We start from the raw sequence: 16,349 nt of genomic DNA, 5'->3' as shown, positions 1-16,349 counted from the left end.
ATTTCGTCTGTTTCTTTAAAAAAACAGCCCAATTTGGGGCAAGAAAAAACGGATTGAACAAAAGATAAAACGTTTTGAACAAAAGAAAAAACGGATTGAACAAATCACCTGTGAGCGGTTATGGCTAATATTGCATCGTTGTTTTTATTTAGAATGATTAAAAATAGAGTGACATAATATAATGGTAAGTAACATAAATAGTTTTTTCATAAAGTTTCAAGTGAGCCAACGAGCGTTGAATTACTTCCTTATGGCATGTACTTCGCTATCCCTCGCCTTTACGTCATGCAAAAAAGAAGAAATTCTTCCGAGCACAAATATCGAGGACGGAAAAAGCACGGTCATTTACGATCTGGCGGGTGACACCAACGGATCCATGGGTGACGAGGCAGAAGGAAAGACCAAGAAAGGATTCGATACATTTCTGTTCCGGTTAGCGGACAAGCAACAGATCTGGCTCCGCAATGCGGCCGATTCTTCAAAATGGATGAAAACTGATGATTGGGATATTGCATTTACCGGTCCTTATAATAGCGAGGTCTTTATCAATAATGCCAACTACTTCTACAATCCGGGATATGAGGGACCAGCGACAGAGACAGCAGTGCTGATGTTGGAGCAACCCTATGCAGATGTTAACGAAGCACCATCAGACGAAGAATTTGACAACTCCCAGATCACCAAAGTTGGCTGGGCGACTAATGCCTACGCTGTAGGTTGGTTCTTTTATAGTATGGACACCCATATTGCCATCCCGATCAAAAACCGAACATGGGTCATCAGGCTACCGGATGGAAAGTATGCCAAGCTCGAATTGCTCAATGTCTATCAGGGCAACCCCCCAGATGTGACGAATATGAACTGGCCTGCACCTTACTTTACCTTTCGGTATTACGTACAACCGGACGGCAGCAAAAATTTAAGAACAAAATAATATAGGATTAAAACAATTACACAACGGAACCGATGGCATCAACAGGTTGCAAAACAAACGACAAATTCTACAAGGCATTATTGAAGTGCTTTATTATCCTACTTTCAATAGCTACACTATCATCCTGCGACAAGGAAAGTGGTGTGCCCGAGCCGGAACCGGCTCCCCCTGTGGACGAATCTATTTTCAATAAACTGATTACCGTTACCAATCTTGGAGGAGAGCTCCCCGCAGGGCACGAACCTATGGCAAACCAAGATCCCATATACTACAGTTTGGAAAATCAAACTACGGTGAACACCGCCTACACACAGACCGCCAGATGGGATATCAGTTTCAACGGTGTTTATAGGAGCTTCGCCGGGGGGAATAATGGTACAGATGTTTCCAATCTTGGCTACCGAGGACCGGGTAAAGGTGGCATACTTATTCTCGAAAAGGCATTTGATGATGTGGTGGACATACCTGGCGATGCGCAGTTCCGCACCGGATCGGGCATTTTCGGGACGGACGACGCAGGAGCATTCGGCAGCGGTGTAGGTTACTACTGCTATGACTTTGCCGGAACTATTTTTAATGATGGCTCCTTTGAATACCAACACATTGCTTATTGTCTCGCAGATACAGCTACACTGTACAAAGGTGCCGCAAACGAGCGTAAACTTCCGCCGCGTACACTCGTGGTACGGACGGCACGGGGCAATTACGCAAAGATAAAGATGATTAGCCTGTACAAGGACCAAACCGATCCATCGGAATGGAGACGGGACTCTCCTCATGTATATTATACTTTCGAGTATGTATTGGCCAAGGCAGGAAGCACAAAATTTGAAATAACAAGATAACACCCTTTTCATAATTAATTACAAAATGGATTACAGTTCTAAACATATTATAACCCAAATACTGATTGTATTTTCTTTTCTAGTATTTCTTTCGTCCTGCAAGGATACGATAGACCCACCCTTATTGCCACAAAATAAGATAGTGGAATACAAGGTGACGAACATAGCCGATGAAGCTTTTATTTACGGCAGTATAGATAATGATGCCAATACCATTACGGTATATATTCCCTATTACCTTTCTATAGACGTCATAGACCCGGAAATAACCGTTGCCGATGGGGCCGAAGTGGAGGGCGAGATTCTGCCGGTCAGCGTTAAGGAAACCGGACAGACCTATACCGTTACCGGTAGCGATGGAACCAAACGTACCTATACGCTGGAAATTGTAGTCCAAGGGCCGCCAAGCCTTAGCGTGGAATTTCTCCGAACAACGGATATAGCGAATGGATATCCCAACGCTACGATCACCGTGTATGGCGATTTCTATAGCTACAGTGCAGAGACCCTGACGGCAAAGCTTACCAATCAGGAAACCGGAGAGGTGTTTGAGCCCGATGTAACCAATGTGGAGATAAAAAATGCCTATAACTATCTGGGGTATTCGTTCCGCTTGCCCATACCGGCAGAGGCCACGGCGGGTAATTACGATGTGGAAATAGGTTTTTTGGGCAATACAGCCAAAACAGAAAAACCCCTGACCGTCAGATACCGGGCACCTCAGCTAACGACGGGTTTGATCCGGGTAAAACGGGGTGAAGACTATGTTTTCAATAGCCAGAACAATTATGTGTTTTTAGGCCTGACAAAGCTTACGGTAGAGATAGGTGGTGTAGCGTATGACCTGCCCATACAAAGCAGTGATCGCACAACGGCAACCGTAAAAATACCCGAAGATCTGCCTTTGGGCGAAAACCGTCCGGGGATCTTATACGGCACCTATTCCGACTGGCCCGATGTGGTAACACACCGTGTATCATCTTTTACAGTTGAGGAATAAGGGTTCAAACAGCACTTTTAAACCCTTAGAAGTTGCAGCATAAACCATCACCGTAACATAAAAATCATAACAAAGAAACAAATGAATACAAGAATAAGAATAAAACAGATGCTATGGCTGTTTTCCATGATATTGTTCATAACTTATAGCTGCTCCGATGAGTATCTGGACTACCCATTTAACGATATTGAAAAGTTTGACCTTAGCGACGCTGAGGGTAATACATTAAAGGCGACGGTAACCTCTGATAGCATTCTGGTATACTGGCCTCCGTTCCAACCCGTTCCAGAAAGCATTGTTCCCAGTATAAGTGTATCGGAAAATGCAAAGGTAAGCCCTGCATCGGGTACGGAAGTAGCTTTCAGCGAAGAAACCGTTTATACCGTAACGGCACAGGATGGCAGTACCCGTACCTATACCCTGAAACCCATCACAAAACGCCCGGCGACAACGTTAGAATTCCATATAGGTACTACCTACTCAATGGGAGGTGATGCGGGGAATCAACTTTTTGAACTGCGAGGAGAATTTATAGATACCCTTAGCGCAAAAATAACCCTGATAGACAGCATAACCGGGCAAAGGTTTCCGGTAGATAGAAAATATTTTACCAGTTTTGGTATTACCAGACTGCATGTTAGCGGGTTACCTTACGACAATGAGGCCGGCATCGTAGCGGGGCGCTGGTACAGGTTGGAGTTTGCCTCCGATTTTTACAACGTAACTTTCCCTGCCTATTATATCAACCCATCGACAAGGTCTACGGCATTTAGCTTTAGTGCAACCATTGACCAGACGGAAGTGACCGCAGGTGGCCAACTAACTATTTCCTACAGTCTGAGCGGGGAATCCGCCCCCTATTTTGAAGGGAATTTCATGGATGCAGGTATTACTGTTTTGGATCCTAACGGAAACTATATAGAGAGCTCTGCCAAAGCCAAGCTTATCAGCGATAGTGGTACTCGGCTTACTTATCAATTGCCCACTACAGTAACGGCGGATTATAAAATTGCGGGTGTCAACATAAACAATTCCAGATTCATTATACAAAGTGGCTTAAATCCAGATCTCTCAACTCCAAATAGTTTGAGTACACTATGGCCATGGCCGGAAATAAATGTGTTGGAGTAAAACACAATGGTAAAAGTTTTCAATCACTTTAATCTAAAAACAAACTATATGGTAATAAGAAGCAAGAAAAATCAATAATGGATCGCTCCGCCACAGCAAACAACCCACGGCTTACGTTATAAATTAATGTGCCTGTACCGGCCGCTGGGGGAATCGGGGCTGCAATGGATGTGTTGCACTTTATCGGTACGGGACACAATATTAGTTCATCCGGGCTTTTATGAAAAAAAGTCCCATAAATTTTATCATATCATGATACATCTTTTAAAACACGTAAAAATATCCTTAACCGCATGGTCCGTGACATTGGAGGGAAACTGGGGAAATCCTGCCTTAGGTGGCGGTGATTATGGCACCATTTATTTCAACATAGTTAATGGCACCCAAGGGGAAACATCAGGTGCGGGCAGACAACTAAAGTTCGACAGTTATAACAATTCGTTCATTAGCCCAGCTTCAGGCAGTTTTACGCTACAGTACAGTGACGATACAGCTTTTGATGATGTTACAAGTAGTACTCCAAGTACTGCAGCCCCGTACGCATTAGGTAGAAAAGGTACCGGAACCGGGGCTAACCCGATAGGTTGGTATGAATATACCGAAGGTGGCATCGTAAGCCTCGTTGAGGATTTTGTCATGTATGTCAGCGATGGAACCAACACTTATGCCTTTGCGGCTACGGGGTACCAGGCCAATGGTACAGCTACCAATAACCAGGGTATATATACCTTTGAGGTAAAACAGTTGTAACAGGCTTTCGGGAAGATTAACCATGCTTTCCAATTAGCTTATAGGAAAGGGGGAGCCAATAGGCTCCTCATTTCTATTTAAATCCATTGCATAAGAAAGCGTAATGGTTAGAAGAAAAGTAACGGAACAACATACATTAATCGTCACACAGGACTTATCCTGTTAAAGTTGCAGGGCCTAAGTTCGTGAAAATATAGGTAGTACGGAGCAGATTATTTTTTGTGATGTAACACGTATCTAAGTAATTCCGTCGATTGATATTAAAAAAAGCAAAAAACTGAAAATTGAAAAAACTAAATAATAAGCTGTATATTCTCTTTGCTCTTCTGCTTATTAATCTACCATATTTATATCCCCAATCTACCATAAGAGGTTCCCTTAGCGGTCAGGTACTGAACGACCAGAACTCTCCCATAATAGGTGCAAGTGTCCGCCTCGAACCCGACATGCACCACACCCAGACCGATGAAAACGGCAACTTCCTCTTCATGGGCGTCATTGCCGGAAAATACACGGTATATATAAGTAGGCTGGGCTATCGGTCATATACGGTCAACGCAAAAATCGAGGTCGGGAAAACCAATACCATCGAGATACGGCTTGATGAGGGCGAAAATACACTGGACGAGGTGGAAGTGCTGGGCAAGATGACTGCCGTCGATCATCTGCTCGATATAGAGCGTAGCGCCATGCCCGTAACGGTCATCAGCAAGGAAACCATTGCCCAGATGGGCAGCCGCCGACTGGATGAAGTATTGAAAGAGCAGACGGGCATTGCCGTGGTCAATGACATAGGAGGAGGAGCAAGGGCCGTGGGCGTACAGATGCAGGGCTTTGGCAGTGATTATGTGATGATCCTGATCGACGGGCAGCCGATGGTCGGCCGCAATAGCGGCAACTTCGACCTGTCACGGATCAGCGTGAGCAATATCGAGCGTATCGAGATCATTAAGGGTGCTTCGTCCTGCCTCTTTGGTAGCGAGGCATTGGGCGGTGCCATCAACATCGTCACTCGTCACGGTGCCATACAGCCACAGGCGTTGGCTGCCCTGCGGTATGGCTCGCTCAACATTGTGGACGCCACCTTAGAAGGCGAGACACCGTTCCATCATCAGCGGGGTTCGGTCAACCTCTCTGCCAACTATTACCGCACCGATGGCTTCAATACTGACCCCCAATTTATGTCAGGAGGTACTACTGCACCACCTTATGATGACTATACGGTACAGGGACGGGCAAGGTACCGATTGACCGAAACCAGTACCATAGGCACTTCAGCAAGGTACGCTTTGCGCAAATCCTATATGCAACAGATTTTCGGCACGGGGGGTAACCAAAATACTGCGGGCGACAGCCAGGACATCACCGATATCAATGCCTCGCTGACCTACGACAAGACTTTTAATGGCGGCCTACGCAGCATGAGTCGCTATTACCTCACCCGATACGTGTCGGATATGAGCATCCTTTGGCAGCAGACCGGCGCCCAGGCCAGCGCCGAAAAATTCGAGCAGACCCTGCACCGCTTCGAACAACAGTTTGCCTACGCACCGGTACACAATCTGAAATTCACCGGGGGATTGGGCGGTAGCGTAGAGAACATGGACAACCGGGACTTCAACGTGCCAGGGGGCCTGTGGAGCGGCTTTGCGTACCTGCAAGGCGATTGGAAAATCAGTGACCGACTAGAAGCAGTAGGAGGTTTGCGCTACGACCACCACAACAGTTTCGGTGGACGCCTGAACCCGAGCCTCGGCTTGCAGTACCATATCCTACCGACACTGACGTTCAAGATGGCGCTCGGCAGTGGATTCAAGACACCCGATTATCGTCAGCGTTATCAGGTATTTATGAATCCAATAGCCAACTACTTAGTCATCGGTGCAGAACTGCTCGGCCAGACACTCCAGGACATGAAAGATGCCGGGCAAATCAGTGAAATCAGGGAATATCTGGTCAACCAACTGGATCAGAACCTTCAGGCCGAGAAGTCGCTATCTTTCAACGGTGGTTTTGACTTCACGCCAAGGCAAAACCTCAAGATTAATATTAACGTATTCTATCATAAACTCTCCAACCAGATCAACAGCATCCGCGTGGCTACTGGCACAAGTATCAGGGATATATACACCTACCAGAACCTGCCCGAATCATTCAACACAGGACTGGAGGCAAGTATAGGCTACAGCCCTTTTCGGGATGTGGATATTACAGCAGGTTATCAGTATCTGGTTTCCAAGGACAAAGGTGTGATGGACAGCATCCGCAACAGCACTGGAGCTTACGGGTCGGTGCGGGACAATGCTACCGGGGTATTCAGGGATTCCAGGCTATCCGACTACTTCGGGCTGGAAAACCGCTCCCGTCACATGGCCAACCTGCGGGTGGCCTACCGCTTTGCCCCGTGGGATATTACCGCCAATATACGGGTCAATTACCGGGGTAAGTACGGTTTTGTAGACCGGAACAATAACCGCTTTCTTGACCAATACGACACCTTTGTGAACGGGCATTTTCTGGTGAATGCGGCGATAGAAAAGAAACTTATAAAGCAGCACCTGAGCTTGCAGCTTACCGCAGACAATATTACGGACTACACAGACAGGCTCATGCCGGGACAACCCGGTCGTGTCCTGCTCATGGGGCTGACGTATCGGTTTTATAAGAATTGATAAAGGAAATAGTATGTGCAAGCTGAAAACACTGAGCCGGGAGGGCAAAACAACGATCACACAGACCACTTGTTGCCAGATAATCCATATCTGGCACAGCAACCTTATCTTGCGGTTGGATGCGGAGGCATTGTCGGATTTTTCCCGTTTCCTCGACGAAGTGCTCTTTGAGACAGCTTGTGTGGAATTCCCGGATGGCGAATGGAAAGTCATCATCCATACACCCAATCCCGAAATCAGCTTTGCCTTTGATGAATGGGAGTTTGCTGATTTCAAAACGGCTGTTCATGATGCATTGTGTCTGTATCAGGTGTATAACATTATTAATAGCTAAACGAAAAAAAGGAAAGAAAATGTTAAGTACAAAAATCAAAGAGGCCACCAGAAGGGGCCATCAGGAAACGGAGAAAAAAGTAGTGCTCCGTATCAAGGACATCGCTAACGATGCCGATTATGTAGGATTGCTGAAATGCTTCTATGCTTATTTCAACGCTGTTGAAAAAGCTATAGCACCTTATACTGAGGCGGTATTGCCAGACTATAAGGAACGGCGCAATTCGTCGTACATCAAGGCCGACATCGAAACGCTTGGTGGGAATCTTTGCGACCTGCCCGTGGCCATTGCACCAGAAGTAGATGATTCCATACAAGCAATGGGCGCATTGTATGTATTGGAGGGCTCCATCATGGGTGGGCCGTACATCGTGCAGATGCTGCAAAAGAAAGGTATAGCCAACGGATTTTCTTTCTTTAGCGGTTACGGTGCGGAATCCGGCCAAATGTGGGGATCGTTTACCGCTGCGCTGAATGCCCTGCCCGGCAACGAGATGGACAGAGAAAGGGCAATAGATACAGCTATAGAGACGTTCGGTCGGTTCGGCGATGTTTTTGACGATGCCGTGGCCATGCAATAGGACCGGCGTGCTTCGGGATAAAAATAGATGGTTAAACAGGAATGCAAAATTACAAAACAGAACAGAATCCGGGTTACATTACACCGTTGAGGAACTGTCCACGCTGTAAAGGCAACACGCTCTATGATCGTGTTCCGAGGGCATGGTGGGTAAAGACTTTCCTTTTCTTCCTGCCCATAAAGCGCTATGTGTGCTATAAATGCAGAAAGAAATCCTATATCATAGGAAGTCGTTAATAACCATAATAATTGCAAAAAGATGAATGGAAGTTTTACCAGGTGTAAAAACTTTCCAATGGAAATTAGAGGAATAGATGAACTTACTGACAGGATAAATAACACGGATTTTTAACTATAGAAGATAAGAAAAAATTAGCGTGCACACGCTTCCGCTTAAAGAAAACTGGTAATTTTTGATGATATACCGGAAACAAGTGCAGGCCTGCCTAAGTGCGGGCTTGTCTGTTTTGTATATCCGGGTATACCAGTACCTCTTTAAGCAACAGTACAGCCCGTACCTAAGTAGGTTCATTCCGTCTATTTTGGAGACGCCTTTAAGTACTCGTATATTGACATTTAAGTGACTATCGAACTTTATTATTTAGAATCTTTCCAAATAAAATATTATATTTGGCAGATTTAAAGGGTGGAAAATTTCTTGTGGTAACGGAAAGCCACAAAAACAGCTTCCCTGCCAGATCAATTTTTGGTGTAATATCATGGATCTGAGATTATTCGAACATATATATAAACAATACGCAGATGAATTGCTGAGATACGCACTGAGTTACCGTTGTGGCCAACGCGAATCGGAGGAGATTGTGCAGGATGTGTTCCTTTCGTTATGGGAAAGGCGCAACGATTTAACCGTTGAGGGTGATATCAGACAATATTTATACAAAGCGGTTAAATACAAAGTATTCGATTTTTTTAGGAAGGAAAGCAGGAAACAACTGCTGATAGACGAACTGCGGTTACAGGCTTGCGACTTCCAATGCTTTACCGAGCAGGAGGTCAGTTTTAATGAGATACAAAAACTGATCGGCCACGCCGTGGAAAAATTGCCCTGCAGATGCAGGGAGATCTATGTTATGAGCAGGGATCAGGGACTGAACAACAGGGATATCGCCGGTAAATTATCCATTTCCGAAAAAACCGTGGAACAACACCTGACAAAGGCATTGAAATATATCCGCCAAAAGCTGGGTCTGGCACGCTAAGACCAGAACCTTGAAACCTTACTCTTCATCAATATCCGCCCTTATGAAACCATCATGATTTATTCAACCACATAGGGGAATGAATAAATCTAGTAGCTTCATCACCATAAAAAAAAATTATACACAGATGAAAAAAATGGGATTTTTAATACTGTTGCTGTTGGCCGGGTGCAAAAAAAATGAACCGCTCCCATTGCCATCCGACCCTATCGTGTCCCCTACTACCGGGTCAAGGTTCGATATGACCAAAGATTCCATTTTTCTATATGCCAAGCAGCTTTATCTGTGGAACGAAACCTTGCCAAGCTATACAGATTTTGCCCCGAGGTCTCGCTATCCTGGCGAAGCATCTGAAATATCGGCTTTCAAACAAGAGCTTTTCGACATTACCCAACTTAAAACCAATCCACAGACGGGCAGACCGTTTGAATATCCTATCCAGTCCAATACACCCAAGTATTCCTTCATTACAGAAACAGGAACCGCGGGCGGCCTTATGCGGGCATCGGGAACGACCATCGGCAAAGCCGTTTTGCACCGGGCCATCCTGCCACATCATAACAGGAAAATAGGTTATATCGTCTTAGACGCCTTCCCAACCTTGAAGGATTCAAAGGCCGAATATGACGAGGCCTTCAGTTTTCTTTCCGGCCAATCTATCGATGAACTGATCATTGATCTGAGGACCAACAATGGAGGGTATGTTGAAACAGCCGAGTATATAGCAAATTTCCTTGCCCCTTCTCATCTGAAGGGCAAGCTGATGTTTTCCCAGGTCTTCAACAAACAGATGCAGGAAGGAAATGCAACTATCCTGGGCTACCAACCCTATCTTGACCAAAACGGAAAGGTGGTATATTATAAAGGCCGGCCGGCTACGATGGCTGATGTGGATTATAGTACCACGGCAAATACCAAATATTTTGACCCACTCGGGAACATGAACGATATACGAAAAATATCTTTTATTACTTCTGTGCGGACTTCCTCTGCAGCTGAACTGCTGATAAGTATCGTAAAGCCATATCTGGATATCAGCATAGTAGGTCAGCCGACCTACGGTAAACCCGTCGGATCGTTTGGTATAAATATCGATAAGTACAGCCTGTTCCTGCCGAGTTTCCATCTGCTGAACGCGGAGGGCTGGAACGGATATTTCGACGGAATACCGCCTACGGTCACGACACCCGTCGATATGTATCCAAGCGCCTGGGGGAATCCCTCGGACAGCGCAATCAAAGAAATTCTTGAAGGAGAAGGCATACAGAACAAAAGCCAAAATCGGGTACCTTCCAAAATATCCCAAAAAGAGCTGATCGTGAGAATAACAGACCCGATCCCAATGGAGCCGTCGGGATTAACCCTAAAGAAGGAATGATCATCTCCCTTGCCTAAACAGAATCGTTCTTATACAAACCTTTTTTAAAAATTTTATTTCACTGAAAACAAGAACGTTATAATTTAATTAAAAATTACACTAAGGGATAAGGTCCGGTTTTACGAGTATATGGTACAACAGCACGAAATAGTATATATGAACGTTACACCGGAACTCCTGAAGCGATATCACCTGGGCCAATGCACAGAAGAAGAACGTGAAGCAGTAAGCGCTTGGCTGGAGGAGGATACGATCTCCGTAACACATGAAGCTCCGGAAGTACCCCCTTCGGATATTGCCAGATCCCGGTCGGTCATGTGGGAATTCCTGATGGAACGTATTCCCCAGGAAGAAATTACTACCCCTAAGCACAACAGAAGAACATTGTGGCGTTGGACACCCTATGTGGCGGCATCTGTATTATTGGTCGCCCTGACGACAATAGGCGTAGTCAGATACGGTGTAAAGCCACCTAAACAAAATGAGATAACCGTCCACACCCAGGTGCCGTACGGTAAAAAAAAGATAGTCACTTTAAGTGACGGAACGAAAGTTTATCTCAATGCCGGTGCCTCCTTAAGCTATCCCAAAGTATTTTTAGGTCATGATCGGGAGGTCAAACTGGCCGGAGAAGCCTATTTTGAAGTTACGGCAAACAAACAGCATCCATTTATCATCCATACGGCATACGATACGCAGATAAAAGTGGTGGGAACGGCATTCAATGTCCGGGCGGAGCCGCACAGAACGCAGGTGGAAGTGTCCGTATCGGAAGGCACGGTACACTTTATGACCGGTAGCGACCAGAAGGATTTCGTGGAACTGAACGCAGGGCAGTTTGCCATTTATGATGAAGCTACGCATTCACTTGCGCAAGGATATGCATCCATCCCATTTATCGGTCACTGGAAAGAAAATAAACTGGTATTTGAACAGGAACCGCTCGAAGATGCGTTCAGAAAGATTGAGAAATGGTACGGGTACAAAATTGTTATATCCCGAAAACAATTACTCAATCAGCTGTACAATGCAAGATTCGACGCCCCGAAATTGGAGGAGCTGCTACGAAGCATGGCCTTCGTCCTGGGTTTTCGATACAACATTGATTATGAGCATAAAACAATTAAAATATACTAAATAATAAAAGACCACGGCGCCCGTCGCCAAACAAAGTACCGTGGTAAAATGAAATAAATACAGACAACACTATATATGAATCATTTTTACAAATGTAGTAAATCTACATGGCATGCGTTATATGTGCCTTCTAAAAAGACACCATCAATCTTTCTCCTGCTGATGTTGATCCTGTGCTCCTTAAATATACAGGCACAATCAACCCTCCTCAACAAACCGGTAACCATCGCCACAGGTAGAGTGACCGTCCAGGAAGCATTAAAAGCCCTTGAAAAAAAGGCAGGCTGTTCTTTTGCCTACAGCAATGCGATCATAAAAGGTAAACGCCCTTTACGCCTAAAATACAGCAATACGCCACTCCTTACCATCCTCAACGACATACTGGGTGTGGAAAGAGGACAGTTAATGGTCCTAGGCAACGACATACACATAGGGTCAAGCCCCCCGGCAGGCCGGAAAACAGGGAACGCCACCAAACAGCGCGCATATTCCCAACCGTCGGACACCAACAAAATATCCTGGAGTTTCGATCTCAACCCTGTGATCGTGACCGGGCAGTTCCGCCCGCAGTCACTCAATAAGTCCGTCTACCACGTGGAAGTCATCGACAAACATACTATCGAAAGCATGTCCGTCACCAACGTGGGCGAACTGCTCAAGCAGCAGATCAATATCGATATCGAGAACCAATCCGGCACCGGGCGGTCAAAGATCCGCGTACTCGGCCTCAACAGCCAATATACCAAAATCCTGATGGACAATATCCCCATTGCCGGAGACGAAAATATGGGCAGCGATGTGGATCTCTCTACCATCAGCATGGATGATGTGGAACGTGTCGAGATCATCAGGGGCGCCATGGGTGTGGAATATGGCGCCAACAGCATTGCCGGTGTCATCAACATCATCACCAAACGCCGCGCCAACAAGAAGACCGATCTGTCCATCGATATACAGGAAGAGACAGTTGCCAGCGAATATAACCTGCGGTTTAACGATGCTGCCAAAGGACGGCACATACAACGTTTGAACGCCAGCCACAACCTGACAGACCGACTATCTATCGGTATCGCCGGATCCCGGGACGATTTCAAAGGCTTCTGGAACGGCTTGGACGGCGGGGGCACCTTTTCGGAAGACTGGCAGCGTGACGAGCAAGGCCGGTACGCAAGCCGCGGGTATGACTGGTCGCCCAAGGTATCCTATAACGGAAATGCCTACATTTCCTACGCAACGCCCAAGCTGTCGCTGATGTACAAGGCAAACTATTTCCGGTCCGACCTCACCCGTCACGAACGCATAATAGAAGGATTTCATCTGAAAGATGAAAATATGGAGGTTAACCTAGGCATCAACAACTATTACCGCAATCTTCGCCACAACCACCATTTCAGTGCCCGCGGAGAGTTCTGGAAAAACGCCTACTTTTCCGTGGATGGTTCGTTCCAGCGCAACGGCCTGCACCATAAGCGCCGGGGCATCAACCTCTTCGATAACAGTGCTATACATCCGGCGAACGGTTTGCCCGAACACACCCGCTTGGAACCCAACGACTGGATGGAACACTTCCAGTCCAAGGGGTTTTACTCCCGTGGAACCTTTCTTAAGCCCATTCTGCCGGGCAAGCTGGACGTTAACCTGGGTTACGAAGTGGACGAGACTACTGCCAACCAAGGCTATACCCTTACGTTTGGTGGTTCTACTTTGATGGATCCACAGCAACATACGTTAACCAATGGCGGCACCTGGCTCTCCGCCGAGTGGCAGGTAACGCCACGCATCATGCTGCGCCCCGGTTTCCGTGCCAATTTCAGCAGCGGGCAAAACGTACGCACCAACGAATCGCTTACAACACGATTTAAACTCGACGAACAGAATGACCTCCGGCTAATCCTGGGGACATCCACGCGTTTCCCGAATTTTCAGGAGATGTATATGTCTTATGTCGATGCCATCCACGAATACCGGGGAAATCCAGACCTCCGCCCCGAATACGGACAGACCGCTGAGCTGCAATGGGGGCACCGGCGGGAGGTAAGCCCTGGCGTCTATCTGCAGACCAGCCTGGGTACGATGTTCCAGTACATACAGGATCGTATCGTGAACATTGTTTACCCCAGCGAACGCCAGGGTGTCATGACAGGCCTCAATACCTTTACCAACGAAAACAGGTATCACGGCCTGTCCAACCAGTTCGATGCCAAGCTGGTGTCCGAGAAGTTCCACTTCTCCATTACCGGATCGATCGTGGGCTACAGAGGCAGCGACGACGCATCGGAGAACGAATATGCGAAGTTCCTGATCAATTCGCAGGCCACTGCACAGGCAACCTATATTTTCCCGAAAGAAATCCGGGCAGCACTTTTTTACCGTTACGTCGGCAAACAGCCCCAGTATATATTTCTACCGGTGAACGAACCGGGAGCTCCAGGCGAAGAGGTGACGGAATTTTACAAAATCCTTGCCCAAACCGATCCGTACCACAATCTGGATTTCAACGTCTCCAAAAGCTTTTTTGGCCGAAAGCTCGATGTCAGGGCCGGTATACGGAATATGCTCGGCGTCAACGATATCAGTTATGTGATGGTGAATCCGCCAGCACATATCGTGGACCGCGAGGTCAACCCGATCCGGCTATACTATGGGCATACGTATTTTTTGAAACTGACATATCGGATGTGAGTAACGGTATCGCGTATGGAGAGATACCGACAGGCAAATAAACGGACAATAATAAAAAACAATAAACTACAGTGTAATCAATAAAGAAATGAAAACAAAAATTCTTTTACCCTTATTATTTATCGCGCTTTCATTCTCCTGCAAAAAGGACGTGGAACCCGGCATAGACTACAACGTGCTGACCGAGCAGCGTATCCTGGAGATTTCCGAGCAGGCCACGATCAGTGATGAAGATGTTGCAACGCTGGACCGCCTGCTGGAAAACGTTACGGACAATAGTCTCAAGGGTAAGTATACCGAAATGATTGCCGGCGTGAAGATATTGAAGGACTTCATCCCCGGCTTTAACGAGCTAAAAACCAACCCTGACGTGCTTTTCCAGGACCTGTACGCAGACCTTGAAGAACAGATCAAGCAGGTTACGGATAAGTTGCCCCGCAAGACCAAACTGCTGGAAGAACTGGAAAGTACCCTGGCCAACTACAATACGGAAGAAGTGGAGTTTCTGGAGGTCGTGTTGGATGATACAGGTCGTGGATTAAGAAGATTCCTGGCGAACAATTTCAATATCCAGCCTGTGGAAGGAAAGCCCACCAAATACCTGCGCGCCGATTTAGAACGTGTGGATAGTTTGGTTTATAATGAAGGCAACGGAGGCGAAGTGGGAAGAATTGCGAATGTATTACGTCCTTTCCGTGGATTGAAATACCTGGCTACCTATTCCCGGTTTGACGACGTTATCGATCTGAACCACCTGACTAATCTCGAGACCTTAGAGTATACACTCCAATCGCAACAACCTGCGGGCTGGCAACTTAAGATCGATCAGCTACAAAATCTAAAACACCTGATCGTGAAGGAGAACTCAAATGTCCGTTACTCGCCCTTTGGTGAGGTGATCGACTTTACCGATAAGTACCCGCTGCTGGAAAGCCTGGATCTGCCCGCGGTTGTGGCGACGAACTTGACCACCCTGCTATTGCCGGACAAACAACATTTGACGCGGTTAGCTTTCCAAAATGTCAATTACCGTATATTACCAAAAATCAAGCGCCTCGTAGTGGAAGGCAAGGAAATAGGACCTAGAAGCACTTTTACCGTTGGTTCTGACAGCAATACCGAAATCGATGAGATTCGGTTATCCGGATTTGGCGAAGGTACAGGTAGAGGTGAGGGTGACGGTGGTAGTTGCACTCTTGATATCGTTGGAGGAAGTGAAGTGGGTAAAGTGAAGGTCAAAAAGCTGTCCATCGCCAATGTCGATGTTTCCGGGTTTAATCTTGGTAATTTGGATATAGCCGAACTGTCTCTAGAAAACGTGGTCGTAGGGAAAAGAGAACGCTTTGACGAGTTCGATGTGAACGTTACAATTAACAAGGTTGATTTTCCGCAAAAGCCCGATTTTGGATTTATCGATCTCTCTAAAGTCGGCTATTTTGAAATAGTAAATGTCACCTATGGCGGTACCGCACTGGCCTTTGCGGATATCCGTACTTTTCTGGAGAATAATTCTGGCGCTGCATTGAAATGGATTTACTTTAGTGGTTTGACAAACCCACCGACGAAGGAATACATGAAAGGCCTGTTCCCTAATCTCGAAGACTACTACTTTGAATAGATTACGAAAACATGAAAAATAAAAAGAAACCCGGTTTTATGGTATATCAAACAATTAAATTTTAAAAAA

Annotated in this window: 13 protein-coding genes; all 13 read left to right on the top strand. The window is 46.3% G+C overall.

The features are described 5' to 3' along the window. The first annotated feature begins 250 nt into the window (after positions 1-250). The 13 genes from FM107_RS03340 to FM107_RS03280 all read left to right on the top strand — a co-directional run bounded on the left by FM107_RS03340 (position 251) and on the right by FM107_RS03280 (position 16,280). Positions 251-934, top strand: coding sequence for an HmuY family protein (locus FM107_RS03340; protein WP_086947202.1), 684 nt, complete (start codon positions 251-253; stop codon positions 932-934). Between the two features lie 32 nt (positions 935-966). Next, positions 967-1,779: an HmuY family protein gene (locus FM107_RS03335; protein ID WP_086947089.1), complete on the top strand. Its 813-nt coding sequence runs from the start codon at positions 967-969 to the stop codon at positions 1,777-1,779. A gap of 142 nt (positions 1,780-1,921) precedes the next feature. Next, complete coding sequence (locus tag FM107_RS03330) at positions 1,922-2,779, top strand: hypothetical protein (protein ID WP_143559412.1); 858 nt, start codon at positions 1,922-1,924, stop codon at positions 2,777-2,779. A gap of 81 nt (positions 2,780-2,860) precedes the next feature. Further along, positions 2,861-3,910, top strand: a complete 1,050-nt coding sequence (locus FM107_RS03325) for a hypothetical protein (RefSeq protein ID WP_143559411.1) — start codon at positions 2,861-2,863, stop codon at positions 3,908-3,910. 252 nt (positions 3,911-4,162) lie between these two features. Further along, positions 4,163-4,660, top strand: a complete 498-nt coding sequence (locus tag FM107_RS03320) for a hypothetical protein (protein ID WP_086947086.1) — start codon at positions 4,163-4,165, stop codon at positions 4,658-4,660. A gap of 284 nt (positions 4,661-4,944) precedes the next feature. Continuing rightward, complete coding sequence (locus FM107_RS03315) at positions 4,945-7,332, top strand: TonB-dependent receptor (RefSeq protein WP_086947085.1); 2,388 nt, start codon at positions 4,945-4,947, stop codon at positions 7,330-7,332. A 13-nt stretch (positions 7,333-7,345) separates the two neighbouring features. After that, positions 7,346-7,666, top strand: coding sequence for a DUF6686 family protein (locus FM107_RS03310; RefSeq protein WP_086947084.1), 321 nt, complete (start codon positions 7,346-7,348; stop codon positions 7,664-7,666). Next, positions 7,620-8,246, top strand: a complete 627-nt coding sequence (locus tag FM107_RS03305; protein ID WP_256959306.1) for a biliverdin-producing heme oxygenase — start codon at positions 7,620-7,622, stop codon at positions 8,244-8,246. The genes FM107_RS03310 and FM107_RS03305 overlap by 47 nt, the downstream gene beginning before the upstream one ends. 718 nt (positions 8,247-8,964) lie before the next feature. Continuing rightward, the gene (locus tag FM107_RS03300) at positions 8,965-9,465 is read left to right on the top strand and encodes an RNA polymerase sigma-70 factor (protein ID WP_086947082.1); all 501 of its coding nucleotides are present in this window, start codon (positions 8,965-8,967) and stop codon (positions 9,463-9,465) included. Between the two features lie 136 nt (positions 9,466-9,601). Further along, positions 9,602-10,843 carry a S41 family peptidase gene (locus FM107_RS03295; RefSeq protein WP_179204390.1) on the top strand — a complete coding sequence of 414 codons (1,242 nt, stop codon included), beginning with the start codon at positions 9,602-9,604 and terminating at the stop codon, positions 10,841-10,843. Between the two features lie 156 nt (positions 10,844-10,999). Next, positions 11,000-11,980 carry a FecR domain-containing protein gene (locus FM107_RS03290; RefSeq protein WP_179204389.1) on the top strand — a complete coding sequence of 327 codons (981 nt, stop codon included), beginning with the start codon at positions 11,000-11,002 and terminating at the stop codon, positions 11,978-11,980. Positions 11,981-12,055: 75 nt separating this feature from the next. After that, on the top strand, positions 12,056-14,662 hold the full coding sequence (locus tag FM107_RS03285; protein ID WP_086947079.1) for a TonB-dependent siderophore receptor: 2,607 nt from the start codon (positions 12,056-12,058) through the stop codon (positions 14,660-14,662). Between the two features lie 88 nt (positions 14,663-14,750). Then, positions 14,751-16,280 (top strand): hypothetical protein, encoded by a 1,530-nt coding sequence (locus FM107_RS03280; RefSeq protein WP_086947078.1) that lies wholly within the window; start codon positions 14,751-14,753, stop codon positions 16,278-16,280. Positions 16,281-16,349 lie beyond the last annotated feature (69 nt).

The sequence above is a fragment of the Sphingobacterium sp. JB170 genome (genome assembly GCF_900163865.1).
In the GTDB taxonomy this organism is placed as follows: domain Bacteria; phylum Bacteroidota; class Bacteroidia; order Sphingobacteriales; family Sphingobacteriaceae; genus Sphingobacterium.
The sequence above is the reverse complement of the archived record's forward strand: the minus strand, read 5'-3'. Positions and strand labels throughout refer to the sequence as shown.

Coding starts and splice junctions, on each gene's coding strand:
- FM107_RS03340 (WP_086947202.1), top strand. CDS start 251: ATGGCATGTACTTCGCTATCCCTCGCCTTTACGTCATGCAAAAAAGAA.
- FM107_RS03335 (WP_086947089.1), top strand. CDS start 967: ATGGCATCAACAGGTTGCAAAACAAACGACAAATTCTACAAGGCATTA.
- FM107_RS03325 (WP_143559411.1), top strand. CDS start 2,861: ATGAATACAAGAATAAGAATAAAACAGATGCTATGGCTGTTTTCCATG.
- FM107_RS03320 (WP_086947086.1), top strand. CDS start 4,163: ATGATACATCTTTTAAAACACGTAAAAATATCCTTAACCGCATGGTCC.
- FM107_RS03310 (WP_086947084.1), top strand. CDS start 7,346: ATGTGCAAGCTGAAAACACTGAGCCGGGAGGGCAAAACAACGATCACA.
- FM107_RS03305 (WP_256959306.1), top strand. CDS start 7,620: ATGATGCATTGTGTCTGTATCAGGTGTATAACATTATTAATAGCTAAA.
- FM107_RS03300 (WP_086947082.1), top strand. CDS start 8,965: ATGGATCTGAGATTATTCGAACATATATATAAACAATACGCAGATGAA.
- FM107_RS03295 (WP_179204390.1), top strand. CDS start 9,602: ATGGGATTTTTAATACTGTTGCTGTTGGCCGGGTGCAAAAAAAATGAA.
- FM107_RS03290 (WP_179204389.1), top strand. CDS start 11,000: ATGAACGTTACACCGGAACTCCTGAAGCGATATCACCTGGGCCAATGC.
- FM107_RS03285 (WP_086947079.1), top strand. CDS start 12,056: ATGAATCATTTTTACAAATGTAGTAAATCTACATGGCATGCGTTATAT.
- FM107_RS03280 (WP_086947078.1), top strand. CDS start 14,751: ATGAAAACAAAAATTCTTTTACCCTTATTATTTATCGCGCTTTCATTC.